The sequence below is a fragment of the Azospirillum melinis genome, from assembly GCF_013340935.1.
GTDB lineage: Bacteria > Pseudomonadota > Alphaproteobacteria > Azospirillales > Azospirillaceae > Azospirillum > Azospirillum melinis.
The window spans coordinates 54,674-71,343 of record NZ_WHOS01000007.1; the positions used below are offsets into that span (position 1 = coordinate 54,674).

Genomic DNA, 16,670 nt, shown 5'->3' on the forward strand with positions numbered 1-16,670 from the left:
CCGTGCCGCGGCCGTTGCGGATCGTCATCGTCGGTGCCGGCGTGTCGGGCAGCGGCGTCGCCGCCGGGCTGGTGCGCGCCGGTGCCGCCGGTGGCTTCTCCGCCGAGGTGGAGCTTGTGGACCCGCGGCCGTCGCCCGGGGCCGGACTGACCTACGCCGCGGGCGGCGACCCGCGCCACCGGGTGAATGTTCCCTCCATCCGCATGGCGGCGGTGACCGGCCGGTCGGCTGGGGAGGATGGCGAGGAGGATTTCCATCGCTGGTGCCTGGAGCGCGGCGTGCTGGAGGCCGATCCGGACGGTTGGGCGGACGGGCTGCATTATCCGGCGCGGTCGGTGTTCGGGCGGTATCTCGACGAGAGGCTGCGCGCGTTGTTCGCCGCGGCCGGGCCGGTGCGGGTGACCCACCGGCGCGACCGTGCCGTCGCCGCCCGCCGGCTGGCATCGCCGCAGGGAAGCGGGTTTGTCGTCGAGCTTGCCGGCGGCAGGGTACTGGAGGCCGATGCGCTGGTGCTGTGCACCGGCAACCCGAGGCCCGAACTGCCGGGTGTGCTGGCCGGGCTGGCCGGGCACGGGCGGGTCGTCGCCGATCCATGGGCGCCGGGCGCGCTCGACACCATCGGGCGGACCGACCGTGTGCTGATCGTTGGCACCGGCCTGACGATGGGTGACGTGGTGTCGACCCTGCTTGGCCGGGGCCATCGCGGACCGCTGACCGCCCTGTCGCGCCATGGTCTGGTGCCGCGACCGCGTCCGGCCGGGCAGGCTGAATCCTGGACCGACTTCGCCGCCAATCCGCCTGCCAGTGTCCGTGACCTGCTGCGCCGGGTGCGTGCCACCGTCGCTGACGCCGGCAGGCAGGGGCGGCCCTGGACCGATGTGCTCGAAAGCCTGCGCCTTCAGAATGGTGCCTTGTGGGCGGCCCTTCCCGTTGACGAACAGCGGCGGTTCCAGCGCCATCTGCGGCCTTGGTGGGACGCCCACCGCTTCCAGGCGGCCCCGCAGGTTGCCCGGCTGCTGGCGTCCGCGCAGACGGACGGGCGTCTTTCGGTCCTGGCCGGACGGTTGGTCGGGGCGAACGCCGACGCCGATTCGTCAGGCACCCGCGGTGATGAGGGTGGCGGTCTGTGGGTTCTCTATCGGCCGCGCGGCGGCGACGCCCTGACCGGGCGAACCTACGATGCCCTGGTGAACTGCACCGGCGCCGGCCATGGAGCCTCCTTCGGCCGGAACCCGCTGCTGGCGACCCTGACCGCCCAAGGGTTGATCCGGCCGGATCCGCTTGGTCTGGGGGTGGAGGTGGACCGGCGGCACCGGGCATTGGATGCCGGTGGCCGGCCGGTCACCTCCCTGTTCGTCGTCGGGCCGCCGACCCGCGGCAGCCTGGGCGAAGTGACCGGCGCATCCGAGATCGTGCCGCACGCGCTGGCGGTTGCCGAGGCATTGACGGCATGGCGGCACGGCATGTCTCCGCGGTCCCCCTGACCCGCGGATGCGACCCGCGATCCCGGCGAGCCGGCAATGCGGGCCAAGGCCATCACACTGTCAGAAACAGCGCGGAGGTCCACACCCGCGACTGGTCGCGCTGGCGTCCGGTGAGGAACAGCGGGTGCTCGCAGCCTGCCGCCAGCCCTAGCCCGGCCAATGGGATGCGGCCAGCGAGGTCGCGGGGCAGCGGCGCCTCGGTGACACGCTCCACCGTCACCTCCAGTTCCGTGCCGGGCAGCAGGCGGGTGACGGCTCCGGCCGGCGAGCGGGCTGCATCCAGCAGCGCGTCGCCGTCGATCTCCAGCACGGCCTCCGGCGCATGCGGGTTGGGCGGCGGGGTCAGCGGGTTGCCGACCTTCACATAGGTGCCGATGTCGAGTTGTACCCGGATGCGCGTGCCGGCCAGCCGAGACAGCGTCAGTTCCACCCCGTCGGTATCGCCATGGGTGACGGTGCGCAGGGCCACCGTGGTGGCGTCCTGCCGCCAGCAGCCCTGTTCGGGATGGTCGAAGCCGAAGGGCTCGACCCGCTGCACCGCCGCTCCGGTGACGGTGATGCCGCCGCTCCAATAGGCCCCGCGGTAGCGGTCCTTGATGCGGGCGCCGCCCAGCCGCAGCCGGATGCGCCGCTCCGACAAGCCCAGTTCGCGGTGCAGGTCGCGCTCCCACAGCAAAGTCTCGCCGTCGTAAAGCCGCAGGCTCTCCCAGCCACGGTCGCCGAGCAATCGGTAGTCGAGCGCATCCGCCGCCGAGGCTTGCACCACCTCGCCCATCCAGCGGTCGCCCAGCCGCAGGCTGGCGAAGCTGCGCTCGCCGGTGGTGGCGAAGGTGCGGCGCGAGCGCAGCGCCCGGCCGATGGTGGCGCGGTCGAGCCGGTCGGCCAGCACCCCGGTCAGCCCGCCGCGCGCGCCGAACACCGCGGTGGCCGGTGCCCCACCGCCGCAGCGGCCCTGATGCTCGTCGCTGCTGGCCGAGGCGCCGAGCCGGTAGCCGCGGGCCAGCGCCTCGGCATAGACCCAGTGGAACTGGCCCCAGGCGGAGCCGATCTCGATCAGCCGCTCCAGCTCGGGATGGTGCCAGTCGAGATTGCAGCGCCGGCCGCCGACATGCGGGATCAGCAGATGGCCTTCCGGGTCGTCCTGATAGGCGGCGTAAAGCTCGTCCAGCGGCCAGGCGCCGGGGCGCAGCTTGCCGCGGGTGGACTCGTTCCATTCGAAGGAGCGGACCGGCTGCCCCCGGCTGTCGACGGGGAATTGCGGCACGCCGTCGCGCAGGAAGACGACATTGTGGTCGCCGCCGGCCGCCGAGTTGCCGCACCATTCGGTGCCGGGGTAGCAGACGAAGCGGCCGGCCTCGTTGAAGCGGTCGATCAGCCCGACCGCCTCGCTCCAGGCCTTTTCGGTGACGTTGAAGTCGTTGGCGGTGTAGCCCAGCACGTCCAGCCCGGCGATATCGCGGCCGTAGGACAGGTTGTAGGCGGTGTCGTTGGTGCCGACCGTGTCGTTGGAATGGACATGCAGGTCGGCATAGTAGGCACGCGGCGCGCTCTCTTCGACGGTGACGAAGGCTTCGGCCGGAACCAGCCCGTCGGCGGTGGCGGCAATGCGCCAGTCGCCCTCCGACAACGCCACGTCCTCGCGATGGACCAGCCAGCCATAAGCACCGGGGTTGGGCGAGAGCGTCAGTTGCTGCGTTGCCTCACCCTGCGGGCCCGCCAGCGTCAGGGCGGCATCGATGGCGCCGCCAGTGCAGCAATTGCCCCAGACATCCTCGGCGCGCAGCAGCAGGCTGGCCGGGCCGGGTGCCGTCAGGCGCGGCGCCACCAGACGCAGGGCGGCGGGCGCGCCGGGGACGATGTCGATCACGCAGTCGCCCGGCACCTCGGCATATTTCTGGCTGCCGAGCGGGTCGATGAAGACGCGGAAGCGGAACCCCTGCTCGACGAAGCTCTGCACCCGCGTGCCCGGCCCGCCGCGCCGCCGGTCGCCCAGCCTGATGACGATGCGGTCGCCGGGATTGAGATAGCCGTCGATCACGTCGATGACGATGGCCTTCTGATAGGGGCGCTCATGGCCCTTCTGGTCGAAGCGCACCTTCAGCGCCTGGATCGTCGCCGGGCTCTGCCCCGGCACCAGCGGTCCGGCCTCATACTCCGCCGAGACATAGTTGGCGGCCTGCGGGTCGCTGGTCTGGAACAGCGCCCAGTCGGAATAGAACTTCATCGCCAGCTTGATGCCGGCGCCGTCGGCGAGGCCCGACGCCCCGACCTCGTAGACCAGTTGCAGTTCGGTCCATTCGCCGGCGACCAGCCGGCGGTGCGAGCAGCTGGTCGATCCCAGGAAGGGGCGGTCCTTGTTGCGCTCGTACAGCCCGACGGGGGCGATGTGGCGGACAGGCGGCTGGGCTTCGGACATGGCGGCGGTTCCTCCGGTTCTGCGGGTTTTCGGGTCAGGCGAGGTGCCAGTGGCGGTAGCGCCGCTCGATGCGGCGGAAGACGAGGCTTTCGGTGATCCAGGCGGTCATGCCGATGATGGCGACGCCCAGCAGCACCTGGGTGGCGTTGCCGATCTGGCCGCCCATCGCCACCATCCAGCCGATCCCCTGCGAGGCGCCCAGCATCTCGGCCGCCACCAGCGCCCGCCACGCCTGGCTGAAGCCGATGCGCAGCGCCGCGGTCAGGAAGGGCAGCGAGGCCGGCAGGTAGACATGGCGGATCAGCTGCCAGCGGCGGGCGCCCAGCACGCGGGCGGCGCGCAGGTTGCCGTTGCGGATGGCGAGGAAGCCCTCCTGCACCGTCACCGCCATCGGGAACAGGGCGGCGACCACGATCACCATGGTGATGGCGACATAGCCCAACCCGAAGAAGATCATCGACAAAGGCGCCCAGGCGATGGGCGGGATCGCCATGAACAGGCCGGTCAACGGGGCGGAAAAAGCGCGGAAGCCCGGCGACAGCGCCCCGGCCAGCCCCAGTGCCAGCGCGCCCAGCACGGCGACGGCGAAGCCGCCGGCCTCGCGCAGCAGGCTGGCACCGACATGGGCGGCGAGCTGGCCGCTGTCGAGCCAGCGCACCGCCTCCGCCGCCACCGCCCAGGGCTGCGGCAGGACATAGGGCGGCAGGTTCCAGGCGGCGGCGCTCCACACCAGCAGCAGCGCCGGAAAGGCCGCCCAGCCGTAAAGCCGGGTCCGCATCAGCGGCCCGCCCGGCGGAGGTAGGAGCCGTCGACGATGTCCGCCGCCTTCATCGGCGCCGGGATGAAGCCGAGCGCCAGCGATGTGTCCATCAGCCGCTGGATGAAGGCGAGGTCGCTCTCCTCCAGCCGGTCCGACCAGCCCAGCCGCTTGCGCGCCTCGGCGGCGACCGCGGCCGGGGCGATCTCGGTGCCGTCGGCGCGCTTCACCGGCTCCAGCTTGAACGCTTCGGCGATCAGGGCGTCGCCTTCGGCCGGGTGGTCGGACAGCCAGGCGATGGCCTTGGCATGGGCGCGCAGCAGCTTCACCACATCGTCCGGCCGCTCCGCCAGCGTCTTCTTCGGCGCCATCACCACGTACCAGGGATAGCCGGGCAGCGCCTGGTTGACGTCGAACAGCACATGCGCGCTTCCCCGCAGCACCTGCTGGCTGATGAAGGGCTCCCAGGTGAAGGCGGCATCCACCGTTCCGCTGTCCAGCGCGGCGTTCATGTTGCCGACCGGCATCGACACCACCGACAGATCGCGGTCGGGATCGAGGCCGGCGGCCTCCTTCAGCACGGCGCCGCGCAGCAGCACGTCCATCCCGCTGCCGCGCGCCACCCCGGCGACCTTGCGGCCGCGCAGGTCGGACAGCTTGGCGATGGCGGGATTGTTGGCGATCACCGCCGCCTGCCCGTAATTCACCTTGGCCAGGATGCGGCTGTCCAGCCCGCGCGCCGCCCACTGGTAGACCGGCGGCGCGCCGATATAGGCGACGTCCAGCTCGCCGGCGGCGAGCGCCTGCTGGATGACCGGCCCATCGCCGAAGGGCTTTGCCTCCACCGTCAGCCCCTCTTCGGTATAGAAGCCCTTGCGGTCGGCGACCAGCGCCGGGGCGTTGGCCATGGCGAAGACCCAGCCGACCCGGAGCGGGCGGCCGTCGGCCGTGGTGGCGGCCCCGGCCGGGGCGATGCCGGCGAGCAGAGCGATGGAGCCGTACAGGGCGGCGGACAATGCCGCGGCGAACATCCGGTTCATGCGCGAAATCCTTCTGGTCGGGGCTGGCAGGGGATGGTCCCGGCCGCAGGTCAGGCCGCGGCGACGATGGCGGAAATCCGCTCCAGCAGCGTGTCGGTCAGGGCGGTGAAGCGCTCCAGCCGCCGGGTCTCGCGCAGGCGGCGCGGGCGGGGCAGGTCGATGGTCAGTTCGCTGTGGATGCCGGCCGGGGCGATGTCGAGCAGCACGACGCGGTCGGCCAGGAACACCGCCTCCTCGACGTCGTGGGTGATGAACAGGACGGTCTGACCGAGCCGGCCGCACAGCCGCAGCAGTTCCTCGTTCAGGGTGGCGCGGGTGATGGCGTCCAGTGCGGCGAAGGGTTCGTCCATCAGCAGCAGGCGCGGCTCCAGGACCAGCGCGCGGGCCAGGGCAACCCGCTGCTGCATGCCGCCCGACAGCTGGTGAGGAAACTTGCCGGCCGCGGCATCAAGCCCGACCAGCGCCAGTGCCGCCAGCGCCTTGTCCCGCTGCTCCGCCTCCGGCAGCCGGCCGGCCATCCGCAGGCCGAACCGCACATTGTCGAGCACGTCGAGCCAGGGAAACAGCTGCGGCGACTGGAAGACATAGCCGAGCGCCGGCATCTCCGGCGTCACCGTCTCGCCGTCGATGGTGATGCGGCCGGAATCGGGCGGCAGGAAGCCGGACAGCAGGTTCAGCAGCGTGGTCTTGCCGCAGCCCGATGGGCCGAGCAGCGCCACGAACTCCCCCGGACGGGCGGACAAGGCCAGGGACCGAAACATCGGATGGGTGCCGTCATAGGCGAAATCCACGCCGTCCACGTGGAAGGCGGCACCGCCGGAGCGATCATCGGGAAAAGTCTCGAAACGGCTGCCGGATGGAGAGGTCGGAATTCCACAGTCCATGTCCGTTTTATCCCTCCGATCAACCGGTTCATCTCGATAATACATTATAATACATATTATAAAATACGTGGCAACTAGGGAATTGAATCAGATTCACGCGGCTGGCACCGTGACGGGATAGACGCTTGAGCCGTCCCGTCGCCGGTGGCATCAAGGCGGCCTCGATCCGCTGGCCGGGTCGATCATTCAGGGAGGAAAGCCAGGGTGCCCGTGGTGCGAGACAACGCGACGGCGCTGTACCGGCAGATCGCCGACCGGCTGCGCGACGAGATCGCCGCCCGGCTGTTCGAGCCGTCGGGGCGGCTGCCGACGGAAAGCGAGATCGGTACCCGCTTCGGCGTCAGCCGGGTCACCGTCCGGCTGGCGCTCGACCGGCTGGAGGCGGACGGGCTGATCGAGCGCCGCAAGGGCAAGGGCACCTTCACGGCGGGCAAGCGCGTCCAGCATCCGCTCGACCGCCTGCGCAGCTTTCACGAATCCCTGCGGCTACAGGGGCTGGATGCCACGATGCAGCCGATCTCGGCGCGGATCGTCGCGACGCCGCCGGACCTGCGGGAGGATTTCGGCCCCCATTGCCTGGAGGTCTGCCGCCTGCATCTGGTGGATGGAGAGCCGGTGGCCCTGGGCCGCAGCCTGCTGCCGCCGGCCCTGGAGCCGGTCGATTGGCAGGCGGCCGGACACAAGCCGATCTACGGCATCCTGCAGGACATCGTCGGCAAGCCGGTCGGCGGCGCCGACATCGAGGTGAAGGCGGCGGCGGCCGATGCGGAGGTGGCGACGGCGCTCGGCCTGCCGGCGGGAGCGCCGGTGCTGGTAATGGAGCGCCGTTCCGTCTTCGTCGGCGGCGGCTGCGCCGACCGTTCGGTTTTCCACATCAGATCCGAACGCTACAGCTTCATCCTGTCCCACCGCTGGCAGGGATAGGGGCGACCGGCAGTCTTTTTACCGGCGATGGCCTCAGCGGCGATGGCCTCAGCGGCGATGATCGACCCGCCGCGACAGCCATTCGCCGCCGAACTGCACCGAAGTCACCAGCACGATCAGGATCGCGATGATCTCGAACAGCACCTGGGTCTCGTAGCGTTCATAACCGTAGCGGATGGCGAGGTCGCCCAGGCCGCCGGCGCCGACAGCCCCCGCCATTGCCGAGGCGTTGATCATCGCGATCACGCAGACCGTCATGCCGCCGATCAGGCCCGGCAGCGCCTCTGGCAGGATGACATGACGGACGATGTGCCAGCGGCGGAAACCCATGGCGCGGGCCGCCTCGATCAGTCCGTGGTCGACCTCGTTCAGGCTGACCTGGGCGACGCGGGTGTAGAAGGCGATGAGGTGGATGCTGAGCGGAACGATGGCGGCCCAGATGCCCAGCGTCGTGCCGACGATCAGCCGGGTGAAGGGCAGCAACGCCACCAGCAGGATGATGAAGGGGACCGCCCGGAAGACGTTCACCACCACCGACAGCCCCTTGTTGAAGCGCTGCCGCGGATAGAGCCCGCCGGGGGCGGTGGCGACCAGCAGCAGGGCCAGGGTCAGGCCGCTGGCGATGGCGATGGTGACGGACACTCCGACCATCGTCAGCGTTTCGCCGAAAGCGCGCAGATAGCGCTCAAACATCGTCGGCGACATAGCCGAGAACCTTCCAGCTGTCGGGGGAGAAGCGGGACCCGGCGGCCGAGCGCATCGCCGCGACGGGAACGGCGATCACGAGATCGCCCTGGGCATGGCCCTGGATGCGGTCGATGCCGCCATGCAGCAGCTTGGCATCCGGCGCCAGCGCCAGCAGGCTGGCGAGCGAGATGCCTTCGGGGTGGCTTTCGCCGGTGAAGCGCAGCGACAGCACCGCCTGCCCGCCGCCCTGTTTCGGCGGATCGGGTTGCAGCCGGCGGGCGATGTCGTCGGGAAGCCCATGCCGGAGCGGGCGCAGCAGGGCGCGGGTGGCGTCGCCCTGCGGCGTGCCGAACACCGACCAGACCGGCCCATGTTCCACCCGGTGGCCGCGGTCCAGCACCATCACCTCGTCGCAGATCGCCCGGATCACCGCCATGTCGTGGGTGATCAGCACGATGGTCAGCCCCAGCTTGGCGTTGATGTCGCGCAGCAGGCCGAGGATGGCGTGGGTGGTTTCCGGGTCGAGCGCTGAGGTCGCCTCGTCGCACAGCAGGATCTCCGGCCGGTGGACCAGCGCGCGGGCGATGCCGACGCGCTGCTTCTGCCCGCCCGACAGCTTGGACGGATAGACCTCGGCCTTGTCGGCCAGCCCGACGAGGTCCAGCAGGTCGTCCACCCGCCGGCGGACCTCGGCGGCGCCGACGCCGGCCACCTTCAGCGGCAGTCCGACATTCTCCCGCACCGTCTTGGCCGACAGCAGGTTGAAATGCTGGAAGATCATGCCGATGCGGCGGCGCAGGCGGACGAGATCCTCCTCCCCCAGCCCGCCGACGTCGATGCCGTCGACCAGCACCCGGCCGCCGCTGGGTCGTTCCAGCATGTTGATCGCCCGCAGCAGGGTCGATTTGCCGGCGCCGGAACGGCCGATGATGCCGAAGACGCTGCCGCGCGGGATGGCGAAGGACACCGCTTGCAGCGCCTCCACCCCGCCGGGATAGGTCTTGCGCATGCCGTCGAACAGGATGTGGGGCGAGGACGGGTCGGGCGAGGCGGCGGGAGTGAGATTGGCCGCGGTCAGCTGGGCGGCCGACGGCGCGGTCGCGCGTTTCCACAGCATCGCTGGTTTACCTTTTCTGCCGGATTGGGCGGGTCATGGCGATGCGGCTGTTCAGAAGGCGGGGATCAGGATGCCCGCCAGCTCCTTCTCGATGTGGGCGCGGACCTCCGGCGACTGGAAGGACTCGACCAGCGGCTTGACCCACGGCGCGTCCTTGTCCTGCTCACGCACGACGATGATGTTGACGTTGGGATTGTTGTCGCGCTTCTCCTGGGCGATGCCGTCGCGCGCGGCGTTCAGCCCGACCTGCGATCCGAAGCTGGAGATGATCGCCGCGGCGTCCAGATCCTGGTAGGAGCGGGCCAGCACCACCGACTTCACCTCGACGATCTGCAGCTTGCGCGGGTTCTCCTTGATGTCGGCCAGGGTGGCGGTCTGGTTGTAGGCGTCGAAGCCGTCGCGCAGGCTCAGCAGCCCTTCGTCGCGCAGCACGATCAGAGCGCGGCTCTCGTTGCTGGGATCGTCGGGGACGCCGACCCTGGCGCCATTCGGCAGATCCTTCAGCGACTTGTATGTCTTGGAATAGAAGGCGATGGGCGACAGGTAGGTGTTGCCGACCACGGCCAGCTTGTAGCCGCGCTGGGCGATCTGGTCGCGCAGGAAGGGGATATGCTGGAAGGCGTTGGCCTGGAGGTCGCCGGTGTTCAGCGCCTCGTTGGGGCTGAGGGAGCCGGCCATCACCACCGGCTCGATCTCAAGCCCGCGCGGCTTCGCCACCCTGGCGACGATCTCCCAGATCGGTTCGCTGATGCCGCCGCGGATGCCGACCTTCAGGTGGACGGGATCGGCAGCCCAACCCGTGGTGGCGGCGAAAACGGCGCCGAAGGCGGCACCGATGGACAGGGCGCGCGCGATGCGCCCGAAAAGACGACCCGTCATGGCGGAAATTGCTCCGGAGTCTTCTGTGTGTCAGGCGGGGGTGTGTCAGGCGGCGGCTTCCGCCGTTTCCGGCTGCCGGTGGGAGATGGTGGAGACGACCTCCTGCGGGTGGCGCAGCAGGTTCAGGATCGGGCAGGTCCGTTCCACCGTCTCGTGAAGCTCCGCAATGGCCTCGGCGCTGGCGGGGGAGACGATGTGGATGGTGTAGCGCAGGTTCTGCGGATAGACCGGGATATGCTCGAAGCCCGGCTTGCCGCCGCGCGGATCGAACACGCCTTCCACCTCGACCTCCAGGCTGTCCAGCGGCACGCCCAGCTCGGCGGCCTGGATCAGGGTGATGTGGGTGACGCAACTGCCCAGCACGCCGAGCTGCAGTTCCGGCGAGGTCGGTCCCAGATCGTAGCCGGCGAAGTCGGGCGGGGCGTCGCTGATCACCTGATGGTCGCGGATGCGGATGCGGCGGATGCCGCTGCGCCCCTCGGCGCTGACGCGGGCCGACAGGGTCGGCGGCTCGAAGCCGGGCTGCGCGATCCGTTCCTTGATCGCCAGATGGGCGATGCGCTTCTGGACCAGATATTCGTTGAGCGTGCTCATGGACGCACCTCTTGCAAGGGGGATTTGATGGCACCGCGCGTCTGGGTGACGGCGTCGAGCGCCTGGAGGATGTCCTCGCGGATGTCCGGCAGGTTCTCCAGCCCGATGGACAGGCGGATCAGCCCGTCGGCGATGCCGTGGCGGGCGCGTTCCTCCGCGCCGTAGGTGGCGTGGGTCATGCTGGCCGGATGCTGCACCAGGGTTTCCGCATCGCCCAGGCTGACCGCGCGGGTTGCCAGCACCAGCCGGTTCATGAAACGGATGCCGGCCTCCAGCCCGCCCTCGAGTTCGCAGGAGACCAGCCCGCCGAAGCCGCTCATCTGGCGGCGGGCGATGTCGTGGCCGGAGGAGCCGGGCAGGCCGGGGTAATCGACGCGGCGCACCGCGGGATGGCCCGCCAGCAACCCGGCGATGGCGGCGGCCGATGCGCTGTGGCGCTCGACGCGCAGTTCCAGCGTCTTCAGGCCACGCAGCAGCAGGAAGGCGGTCAGCGGCGCGATGGTGGCGCCGGTCAGATAGCGCAGGCCGTGGCCGCGGATGCGGTCGATGATCGCCTTCGCTCCCACCACCACGCCGGCGATCAGATCGCCATGCCCGCCGAGGAACTTAGTGGCGGAATGAACCACCAGATCGGCGCCATGCTCGATCGGCCGTTGCAGGACCGGGGTGGCGAAGGTGTTGTCGACCATGACCAGGGCGCCGGCCGCATGGGCCTGGGCGCTGACCGCGGCGATGTCGATCACCCGCAGGTTCGGGTTGGCCGGCGTTTCGAAATGGACCAGCGCCGGACGGAGCGCCAGGGCGCGGGCGAGGTCGTCGGGGTCGGTGAAGTCCGCCACCTCGACCCGGATGCCGAAGCGGGTCAGCCCGCGGGTGAACAGCGCATAGCTGTTGCCGTAGAGCGTGTGGTCGATCACCACCAGATCGCCCGCCGACAGCAGGGTCCACAGGGTGGCGGAGATCGCCGCCATGCCCGACGCGACGGCCAGCCCGGCCTCCGCCCCCTCAAGGTCGGCGATGCGGGCCTCCAGCACCGACTGGGTCGGGTTCTTGGTGCGGCCGTAGATGTAGCCGTCCTTTTCGCCGCGGAACAGAGCCGCCCCATCCTCCGCCGTTTCGAAGGCGTAGGTGGAGGTCATGAAGACCGGCGGGGTCAGTGCACCCTGTTCGCTTGCCGGGTAGTAGCCGAGATGGATGGCGCGGGTGGACAGACCGGTCCAACGGCCGCGGTTCGACGGATGATCGGTCATGGATGGAAATCCGGAGGCAGTGCGGTTTCATTCGTGAAACTCTGTTATAAACACACTTGCACGATAGAGAAATAAGGGCAACTGTGAAATTGGTGCACCCTTCCAGCAAAGGACGATAAAAAATGGTGAATACTGTGTTCCGCAGCACGCGCACTTCGGTGTTCGAGACGATGTCGCGGCTGGCTGCCGAGCATGGCGCGATCAATCTCGGGCAGGGCTTCCCCGAAGGCATCGAGGCGACGGAGGTGATCGAGGCGGCGGGGCGGGCCTTGCGCGACGGTCCCCACCAATATCCGCCGACCCTGGGTCTGCCGGCCCTGCGCCAGGCGGTGGCGGCGGCAAATCGCCGCTTCTGGAACATCGAGGCCGATTGGGCGACCGAAGTGCTGGTCACCTCCGGTGCGACCGAGGCGCTGGCCGACTGCTTTTTCGGATTGCTGGAACCGGGCGACGAGGTGCTGGTCTTCCAGCCGGCCTACGATTGTTACGGCGTGCTGCTGCGCCGTGCCGGGGCGGTTCCGGTGCCGATCCGGCTGGAGCCGCCGCATTGGGAGTTGCCGCGCCAGCGCATTCTGGACGCGATCACACCGCGGACGCGGGCGATCCTGCTGAACACCCCGATGAACCCGAACGGCAAGATCTTCAGCCTGGACGAACTGGGTTTCCTGGCCGGGCTGCTCGACCGCCACGACCTGATCGCCATCTGCGACGAGGTCTACGAGCATCTGACATTCGACGGCCGCGCCCATGTGCCGCTCTACACGATGCCGGAAGCGCAGGGCCGCTGCCTGCGGATCGGCTCGGCCGGCAAGACCTTCTCGGTCACCGGCTGGAAGGTCGGCTACGTCACCGCGCCGGCGGCGCTGCTGGAGCCGGTCGCCCGCGCCCACCAGTATCTGACCTTCGCGACACCGCCCCATCTCCAGGCCGCAGTCGCCTTCGGGCTTGGGCTGGATGAGTCCTATTTCCAGGGCCTGCAGGCAACCTTGCAGCACAACCGCGACCAGCTTGCCGGCGGGCTGCGCGAGTTGGGTTTCAGCGTGCTCGATTGCGGCGCCACCTATTTCCTGTGCGTGGAGACCGGTGAATTCGACCGTGATGGAGACGATTTCGCCTTCTGCCGCCGTCTGGTCGCCGAATCGGGGGTCGCCGCCGTGCCGGTCAGCAGCTTCTATGCGGAGCGCGACATGACGTCGCTGATCCGGCTGTGCTTCGCCAAGCGGCTGCCGCTGCTGCATCAGGCGCTGGAACGGCTTGCCGATTGGCGCAGGCGCGCCGGTGCCGCTTGACGTTACGTCTCATGGCGGCCGACGAAGCGCGGCGGCTGGAAGGCGCGGATCTCCGGCAGCGGGCCGGTGACGCGCTCGACCTCCACCAGGGCGCTCTGGGCCGAACAGCCCTGGGCGAGATCCGAGGTGCCGGTGTCGGGCGTCACCATGTTGGGGTTGCCGTGCGCATCCAGACTGCCGTCGGTGTCCGGGTCCACCGGATCGTACCAGGCGCCTGTGGCGATCTGCAGCACGCCGGGCCGGATGCCCTCGGTCAGCACCGCACCGGCCAGAAAGGCGCCGCGCCGGTTGAACACCCGCACCACGTCGCCGTTGCAGATGCCGCGCGCCGCCGCGTCGCCGGGATGGATGCGGATCGGCTCCCGCCCGGCGATCTTGCTCTCCCGGCTGACCGCGCCATGGTCGTACTGGCTGTGCAGCCGGGTCGCCGGCTGGCAGGACAGCAGATGCAGCGGACCGTCGTCGCCCGCCAGCCCCGGATGGCCCGCCGGGTCGCGCCACACCGGATGGCCGGGACAGTCGGGCAGGCCGAAACCGGCGATGGTGGCGGAGCCGATCTCGATCCGGCCCGACGGGGTGGGCAGCGGCGATCCGTCCGGGTCGGCGCGGAAGGCTTGCAGCAGGACCTTCTCCGGCTCGACCAGGGGGATCTCGGCCAGCCCGGCCGCCAGGAAGCTGCGGAAGTCCGGCAGAGGCACCGGGGCGTTGAAGCGGCATTCCTCATAGAGCCGTTCCAGCCACTCCTCGGTGGTCAGCCCGCCGGTGAACTCCGCCTCCACCCCCAGCCGGCCTGCGAGCCCGGCGAGGATGGCATGGTCATCGCGCGCCTCGCCGACCGGATCGAGGGCGCGGGCCATCCACACCAGAAAGCGGTCGCCGGTGGCGCCGCCGATGTCGTCGCGCTCCAGCGCCGTGGTCGCCGGCAGCACGATGTCGGCGAATTTCGCCTGGGCGGTCCAGAAGGGATCCTGGACGATGACCGTCTCCGGCCGCCGCCATGCCCGGACCAGCCGGTTGATGTCCTGGTGGTGGTGGAAGGCGTTGCCGCCGGCCCAATGGACCAGCCGGATGTCGGGATAGCGCCGCGTCTGCCCGTTGTAGCGGTAGGAGGCGCCGGGGTTCAGCAGCATGTCGGCGATACGGGCGACCGGGATGGCGGTGTCCACCGGGTTGCGCCCCTGCGGCAGCCGCGGCCCGGTCACCCGGCGCCGGCCCGACCCCATGGTGTTCATCACCGAATAGCCGACCCCCAGCCCGCCGCCGGGCGTGCCGATCTGACCCAGCATCGCCGCCAGCGTCACCCCCATCCAGAAAGGCTGTTCGCCATGCACCGCCCGTTGCAGCGACCAGGCGAGGTTCATCATGGTCCGGCTGCCGGCCATGCGGCGGGCCAGCGTCGCGATGGTTTCAGCCGGCACGCCGGCGATGGCGGCGGCCCAGCCGGCGTCCTTGGCGACGCCATCGGCTTCACCGGTCAGATAGCGGCGGAACTCCTCATAGCCGACGGTACAGCGGGCGAGGAAATCGCCGTCCGCCAGACCGTCCCTCACCAGCGTGTGGGCGAGGCCCAGCATGAAGGCGGTGTCGGTGCCGGGCCGGATGGCGATCCACTCCGCCCCCGGCACGTCGTCGAGGTCGTGGCGCACCGGGCTGACATTGACGAAGCGCACGCCGCCGGCCGCCAGCCGGCCCAGCGCCGGCTTGACCAGATGGTCGCTGGCCCCGCCCGATCCGACCTGCGCGTTGCGGGCCGGCAGGCCGCCGAAGGCGACGAACAGCTCGCAATGCTTTTCCAGGCTGGTCCAGGCGGTGTGCGACAGCATCAGGTCGTCCATCGACGCCAGGATGCGCGGCATCAGCACCCGCCCGGCGCCTAAGCTGTAGGTGTCGCTGTGCGCCGTGTAGCCGCCGATGCAGTTGAGGAAGCGGTGGAGCTGGCTCTGGGCATGGTGGAAGCGGCCGGCGCTGGCCCAGCCATAGGAGCCGCCGAAGATGGCGGCGTTGCCATGGTCGCGCCGCACCCGGTCCAGTTCGCGCGCGGCGAGGTCGAGCGCCTCGTCCCACGACACCTCGACGAACGGCTCGCGTCCACGCCCGTCGCGCGATGCGGGACCGTGGCGCAGGAAGCCTTCGCGCACCGCCGGGCGGCGGATGCGGGCGGGGGCGTCGATCCCGTCGACCACCGACCGGCCGATGGCCGACGGCGCCCCGTCCCACGGGGCCGGGTCCAGCGCGGTCAGCCTGCCGTCCGCCACCCGCGGCCGATAGACTCCCCAATGCGTCGCTGTGAAGCTGTCCCCGCTGCTCATCACAGCGCCGCCAGATGGTCGGCGACCCTGACCGGCTCCGGCAGGATGCGGCGGGCGACCAGCCAGTCGGCCGCCTTCTGGAGATCGCCGACGAAGGCGGTGTCGCTGACCGGATAGAGGCGGTACTGCCGCTTCAGCGCGATGTAGCCGTCGCGGATCTCGTCCCGATAGCCGGCCTTGGCCTGGACGATGGTCTCCGCCTCCACCGTGTTGGCCGAGGCCCAGGCCGCTTCGGCGGTGAAGGCCGCGTTCAGGGCGCGGATCAGGGCCGGATTCTCCTGCGCGAAGCGGCGGCGGGTCAGGTAGCTGGTGAAATCGATCTGGAAATCGAGGTCGCGCTCCTCCTGGAAGATGTCGTGCGCCTTGTACTCCAGCCGGGCGATGTCGACGCCGGGACTCCACATCGACCACGCGTCCACCTTGCCCGATGCCAGTGCCGGGGCGGCGTCGGGCGGGTTGAGATAGACGAAATTGACCTTCGAGCGGTCGACGCCGTGCTTTTCCAGCGCCGCCACCAGCAGGAACTCGCCCAGGCCGGAACGGTTGACCGCGACCGACCTGCCGACCAGATCGGCCACCCTGTCGATGCCGGAGCCGTCCTTGGCGATGATCGCGGTGGTGCGCGGTGTATAGTTCAGGAACAGGCTGAAGACCAGCGGCGAGCCGGCGATGATGGCGGCCAGCGCCGGGGTGGTGCTGCCGCCGAAGCTGAAATCGGCGGTGCCGCCGGTCACCGCCTGCAAGGTCGGCGCATGGTTGGGGAAGGGGCCGATCCATTCCACCTTGATGCCGTCCTTCGCCAGGGTCTTTTCCAGTTCTCCCCGCTCCTTGGCGATGAAGGCCAGGCCGGAGAAGCCCCAGGTCAGGCGGATGGTGTCGGTGTTGCGTCCGGCCGTGGTCTGGCTGGCGGCATGGGCAGCCGGGAGGGAACCCGCCAGCGGATCGAAGCCCGCGGCGAGGCCGGCAGCCCCGGCGCCGATCAGCGAGCGGGCGAGGAAGGCACGGCGGGTGGTAACTGGGCGGAACGGGTCGGTCATCGA

General features: G+C 70.0%; 14 protein-coding genes. 3 read left to right on the top strand and 11 right to left on the bottom strand.

All coding sequences use genetic code 11. The annotated features are described in order from the left end of the window. Positions 1 to 2: 2 nt before the first annotated feature. Positions 3 to 1,484, top strand: a complete 1,482-nt coding sequence (locus GBZ48_RS07585; RefSeq protein WP_174470466.1) for an FAD/NAD(P)-binding protein — start codon at positions 3 to 5, stop codon at positions 1,482 to 1,484. A gap of 52 nt (positions 1,485 to 1,536) precedes the next feature. On the opposite strand, the gene GBZ48_RS07590 is transcribed toward GBZ48_RS07585, so the two are convergent. The 4 genes from GBZ48_RS07590 to GBZ48_RS07605 are packed head-to-tail and all read right to left on the bottom strand — an operon-like array spanning position 1,537 to position 6,581. Beyond that, positions 1,537 to 3,900, bottom strand: coding sequence for a PHP domain-containing protein (locus GBZ48_RS07590; RefSeq protein WP_174470467.1), 2,364 nt, complete (start codon positions 3,898 to 3,900; stop codon positions 1,537 to 1,539). A gap of 34 nt (positions 3,901 to 3,934) precedes the next feature. After that, complete coding sequence (locus GBZ48_RS07595; RefSeq protein ID WP_108547429.1) at positions 3,935 to 4,678, bottom strand: ABC transporter permease; 744 nt, start codon at positions 4,676 to 4,678, stop codon at positions 3,935 to 3,937. Continuing rightward, positions 4,678 to 5,697: an ABC transporter substrate-binding protein gene (locus GBZ48_RS07600; protein ID WP_174470468.1), complete on the bottom strand. Its 1,020-nt coding sequence runs from the start codon at positions 5,695 to 5,697 to the stop codon at positions 4,678 to 4,680. The genes GBZ48_RS07595 and GBZ48_RS07600 overlap by 1 nt, the downstream gene beginning before the upstream one ends. Positions 5,698 to 5,747: 50 nt before the next feature. Then, on the bottom strand, positions 5,748 to 6,581 hold the full coding sequence (locus GBZ48_RS07605) for an ABC transporter ATP-binding protein (protein WP_209798214.1): 834 nt from the start codon (positions 6,579 to 6,581) through the stop codon (positions 5,748 to 5,750). Between the two features lie 204 nt (positions 6,582 to 6,785). Here GBZ48_RS07605 and GBZ48_RS07610 point away from each other — a divergent pair, with 204 nt between their 5' ends. Further along, a complete protein-coding gene (locus tag GBZ48_RS07610; RefSeq protein WP_174470469.1) occupies positions 6,786 to 7,505 on the top strand; it encodes a GntR family transcriptional regulator in 720 nt (239 codons plus the stop codon). 48 nt (positions 7,506 to 7,553) lie between these two features. Here GBZ48_RS07610 and GBZ48_RS07615 read toward each other — a convergent pair whose 3' ends face one another. From GBZ48_RS07615 to GBZ48_RS07635, 5 genes are all read right to left on the bottom strand, one after another. Further along, a complete protein-coding gene (locus tag GBZ48_RS07615; RefSeq protein WP_174470470.1) occupies positions 7,554 to 8,210 on the bottom strand; it encodes a methionine ABC transporter permease in 657 nt (218 codons plus the stop codon). After that, a complete protein-coding gene (locus tag GBZ48_RS07620) occupies positions 8,191 to 9,201 on the bottom strand; it encodes a methionine ABC transporter ATP-binding protein (protein WP_425485980.1) in 1,011 nt (336 codons plus the stop codon). The genes GBZ48_RS07615 and GBZ48_RS07620 overlap by 20 nt, the downstream gene beginning before the upstream one ends. A 159-nt stretch (positions 9,202 to 9,360) precedes the next feature. After that, on the bottom strand, positions 9,361 to 10,188 hold the full coding sequence (locus GBZ48_RS07625; RefSeq protein WP_174470472.1) for a MetQ/NlpA family lipoprotein: 828 nt from the start codon (positions 10,186 to 10,188) through the stop codon (positions 9,361 to 9,363). A 45-nt stretch (positions 10,189 to 10,233) separates the two neighbouring features. Continuing rightward, a complete protein-coding gene (locus GBZ48_RS07630) occupies positions 10,234 to 10,782 on the bottom strand; it encodes an OsmC family protein (RefSeq protein WP_174470473.1) in 549 nt (182 codons plus the stop codon). Continuing rightward, the gene (locus GBZ48_RS07635) at positions 10,779 to 12,032 is read right to left on the bottom strand and encodes a trans-sulfuration enzyme family protein (protein WP_174470474.1); all 1,254 of its coding nucleotides are present in this window, start codon (positions 12,030 to 12,032) and stop codon (positions 10,779 to 10,781) included. The genes GBZ48_RS07630 and GBZ48_RS07635 overlap by 4 nt, the downstream gene beginning before the upstream one ends. A gap of 122 nt (positions 12,033 to 12,154) precedes the next feature. On the opposite strand from GBZ48_RS07635, the gene GBZ48_RS07640 reads away from it, so the two are divergent. Then, positions 12,155 to 13,321 carry an aminotransferase gene (locus GBZ48_RS07640; RefSeq protein ID WP_174470475.1) on the top strand — a complete coding sequence of 389 codons (1,167 nt, stop codon included), beginning with the start codon at positions 12,155 to 12,157 and terminating at the stop codon, positions 13,319 to 13,321. 2 nt (positions 13,322 to 13,323) lie between these two features. Here GBZ48_RS07640 and GBZ48_RS07645 read toward each other — a convergent pair whose 3' ends face one another. Next, positions 13,324 to 15,630: a molybdopterin guanine dinucleotide-containing S/N-oxide reductase gene (locus GBZ48_RS07645; protein ID WP_174470476.1), complete on the bottom strand. Its 2,307-nt coding sequence runs from the start codon at positions 15,628 to 15,630 to the stop codon at positions 13,324 to 13,326. Continuing rightward, on the bottom strand, positions 15,630 to 16,667 hold the full coding sequence (locus tag GBZ48_RS07650) for an NrtA/SsuA/CpmA family ABC transporter substrate-binding protein (protein WP_174470477.1): 1,038 nt from the start codon (positions 16,665 to 16,667) through the stop codon (positions 15,630 to 15,632). Before GBZ48_RS07650 ends, GBZ48_RS07645 begins: the two co-directional genes overlap by 1 nt. Positions 16,668 to 16,670: the final 3 nt, after the last annotated feature.

What these genes read in the sequence shown, in the direction of transcription:
- GBZ48_RS07590 (WP_174470467.1), bottom strand. Translation starts at nt 3,900, where the DNA reads ATGTCCGAAGCCCAGCCGCCTGTCCGCCACATCGCCCCCGTCGGGCTG.
- GBZ48_RS07595 (WP_108547429.1), bottom strand. Translation starts at nt 4,678, where the DNA reads ATGCGGACCCGGCTTTACGGCTGGGCGGCCTTTCCGGCGCTGCTGCTG.
- GBZ48_RS07600 (WP_174470468.1), bottom strand. Translation starts at nt 5,697, where the DNA reads ATGAACCGGATGTTCGCCGCGGCATTGTCCGCCGCCCTGTACGGCTCC.
- GBZ48_RS07605 (WP_209798214.1), bottom strand. Translation starts at nt 6,581, where the DNA reads ATGGACTGTGGAATTCCGACCTCTCCATCCGGCAGCCGTTTCGAGACT.
- GBZ48_RS07615 (WP_174470470.1), bottom strand. Translation starts at nt 8,210, where the DNA reads ATGTCGCCGACGATGTTTGAGCGCTATCTGCGCGCTTTCGGCGAAACG.
- GBZ48_RS07620 (WP_425485980.1), bottom strand. Translation starts at nt 9,201, where the DNA reads ATGCGCAAGACCTATCCCGGCGGGGTGGAGGCGCTGCAAGCGGTGTCC.
- GBZ48_RS07625 (WP_174470472.1), bottom strand. Translation starts at nt 10,188, where the DNA reads ATGACGGGTCGTCTTTTCGGGCGCATCGCGCGCGCCCTGTCCATCGGT.
- GBZ48_RS07630 (WP_174470473.1), bottom strand. Translation starts at nt 10,782, where the DNA reads ATGAGCACGCTCAACGAATATCTGGTCCAGAAGCGCATCGCCCATCTG.
- GBZ48_RS07635 (WP_174470474.1), bottom strand. Translation starts at nt 12,032, where the DNA reads ATGACCGATCATCCGTCGAACCGCGGCCGTTGGACCGGTCTGTCCACC.
- GBZ48_RS07640 (WP_174470475.1), top strand. Translation starts at nt 12,155, where the DNA reads ATGGTGAATACTGTGTTCCGCAGCACGCGCACTTCGGTGTTCGAGACG.
- GBZ48_RS07645 (WP_174470476.1), bottom strand. Translation starts at nt 15,630, where the DNA reads ATGAGCAGCGGGGACAGCTTCACAGCGACGCATTGGGGAGTCTATCGG.
- GBZ48_RS07650 (WP_174470477.1), bottom strand. Translation starts at nt 16,667, where the DNA reads ATGACCGACCCGTTCCGCCCAGTTACCACCCGCCGTGCCTTCCTCGCC.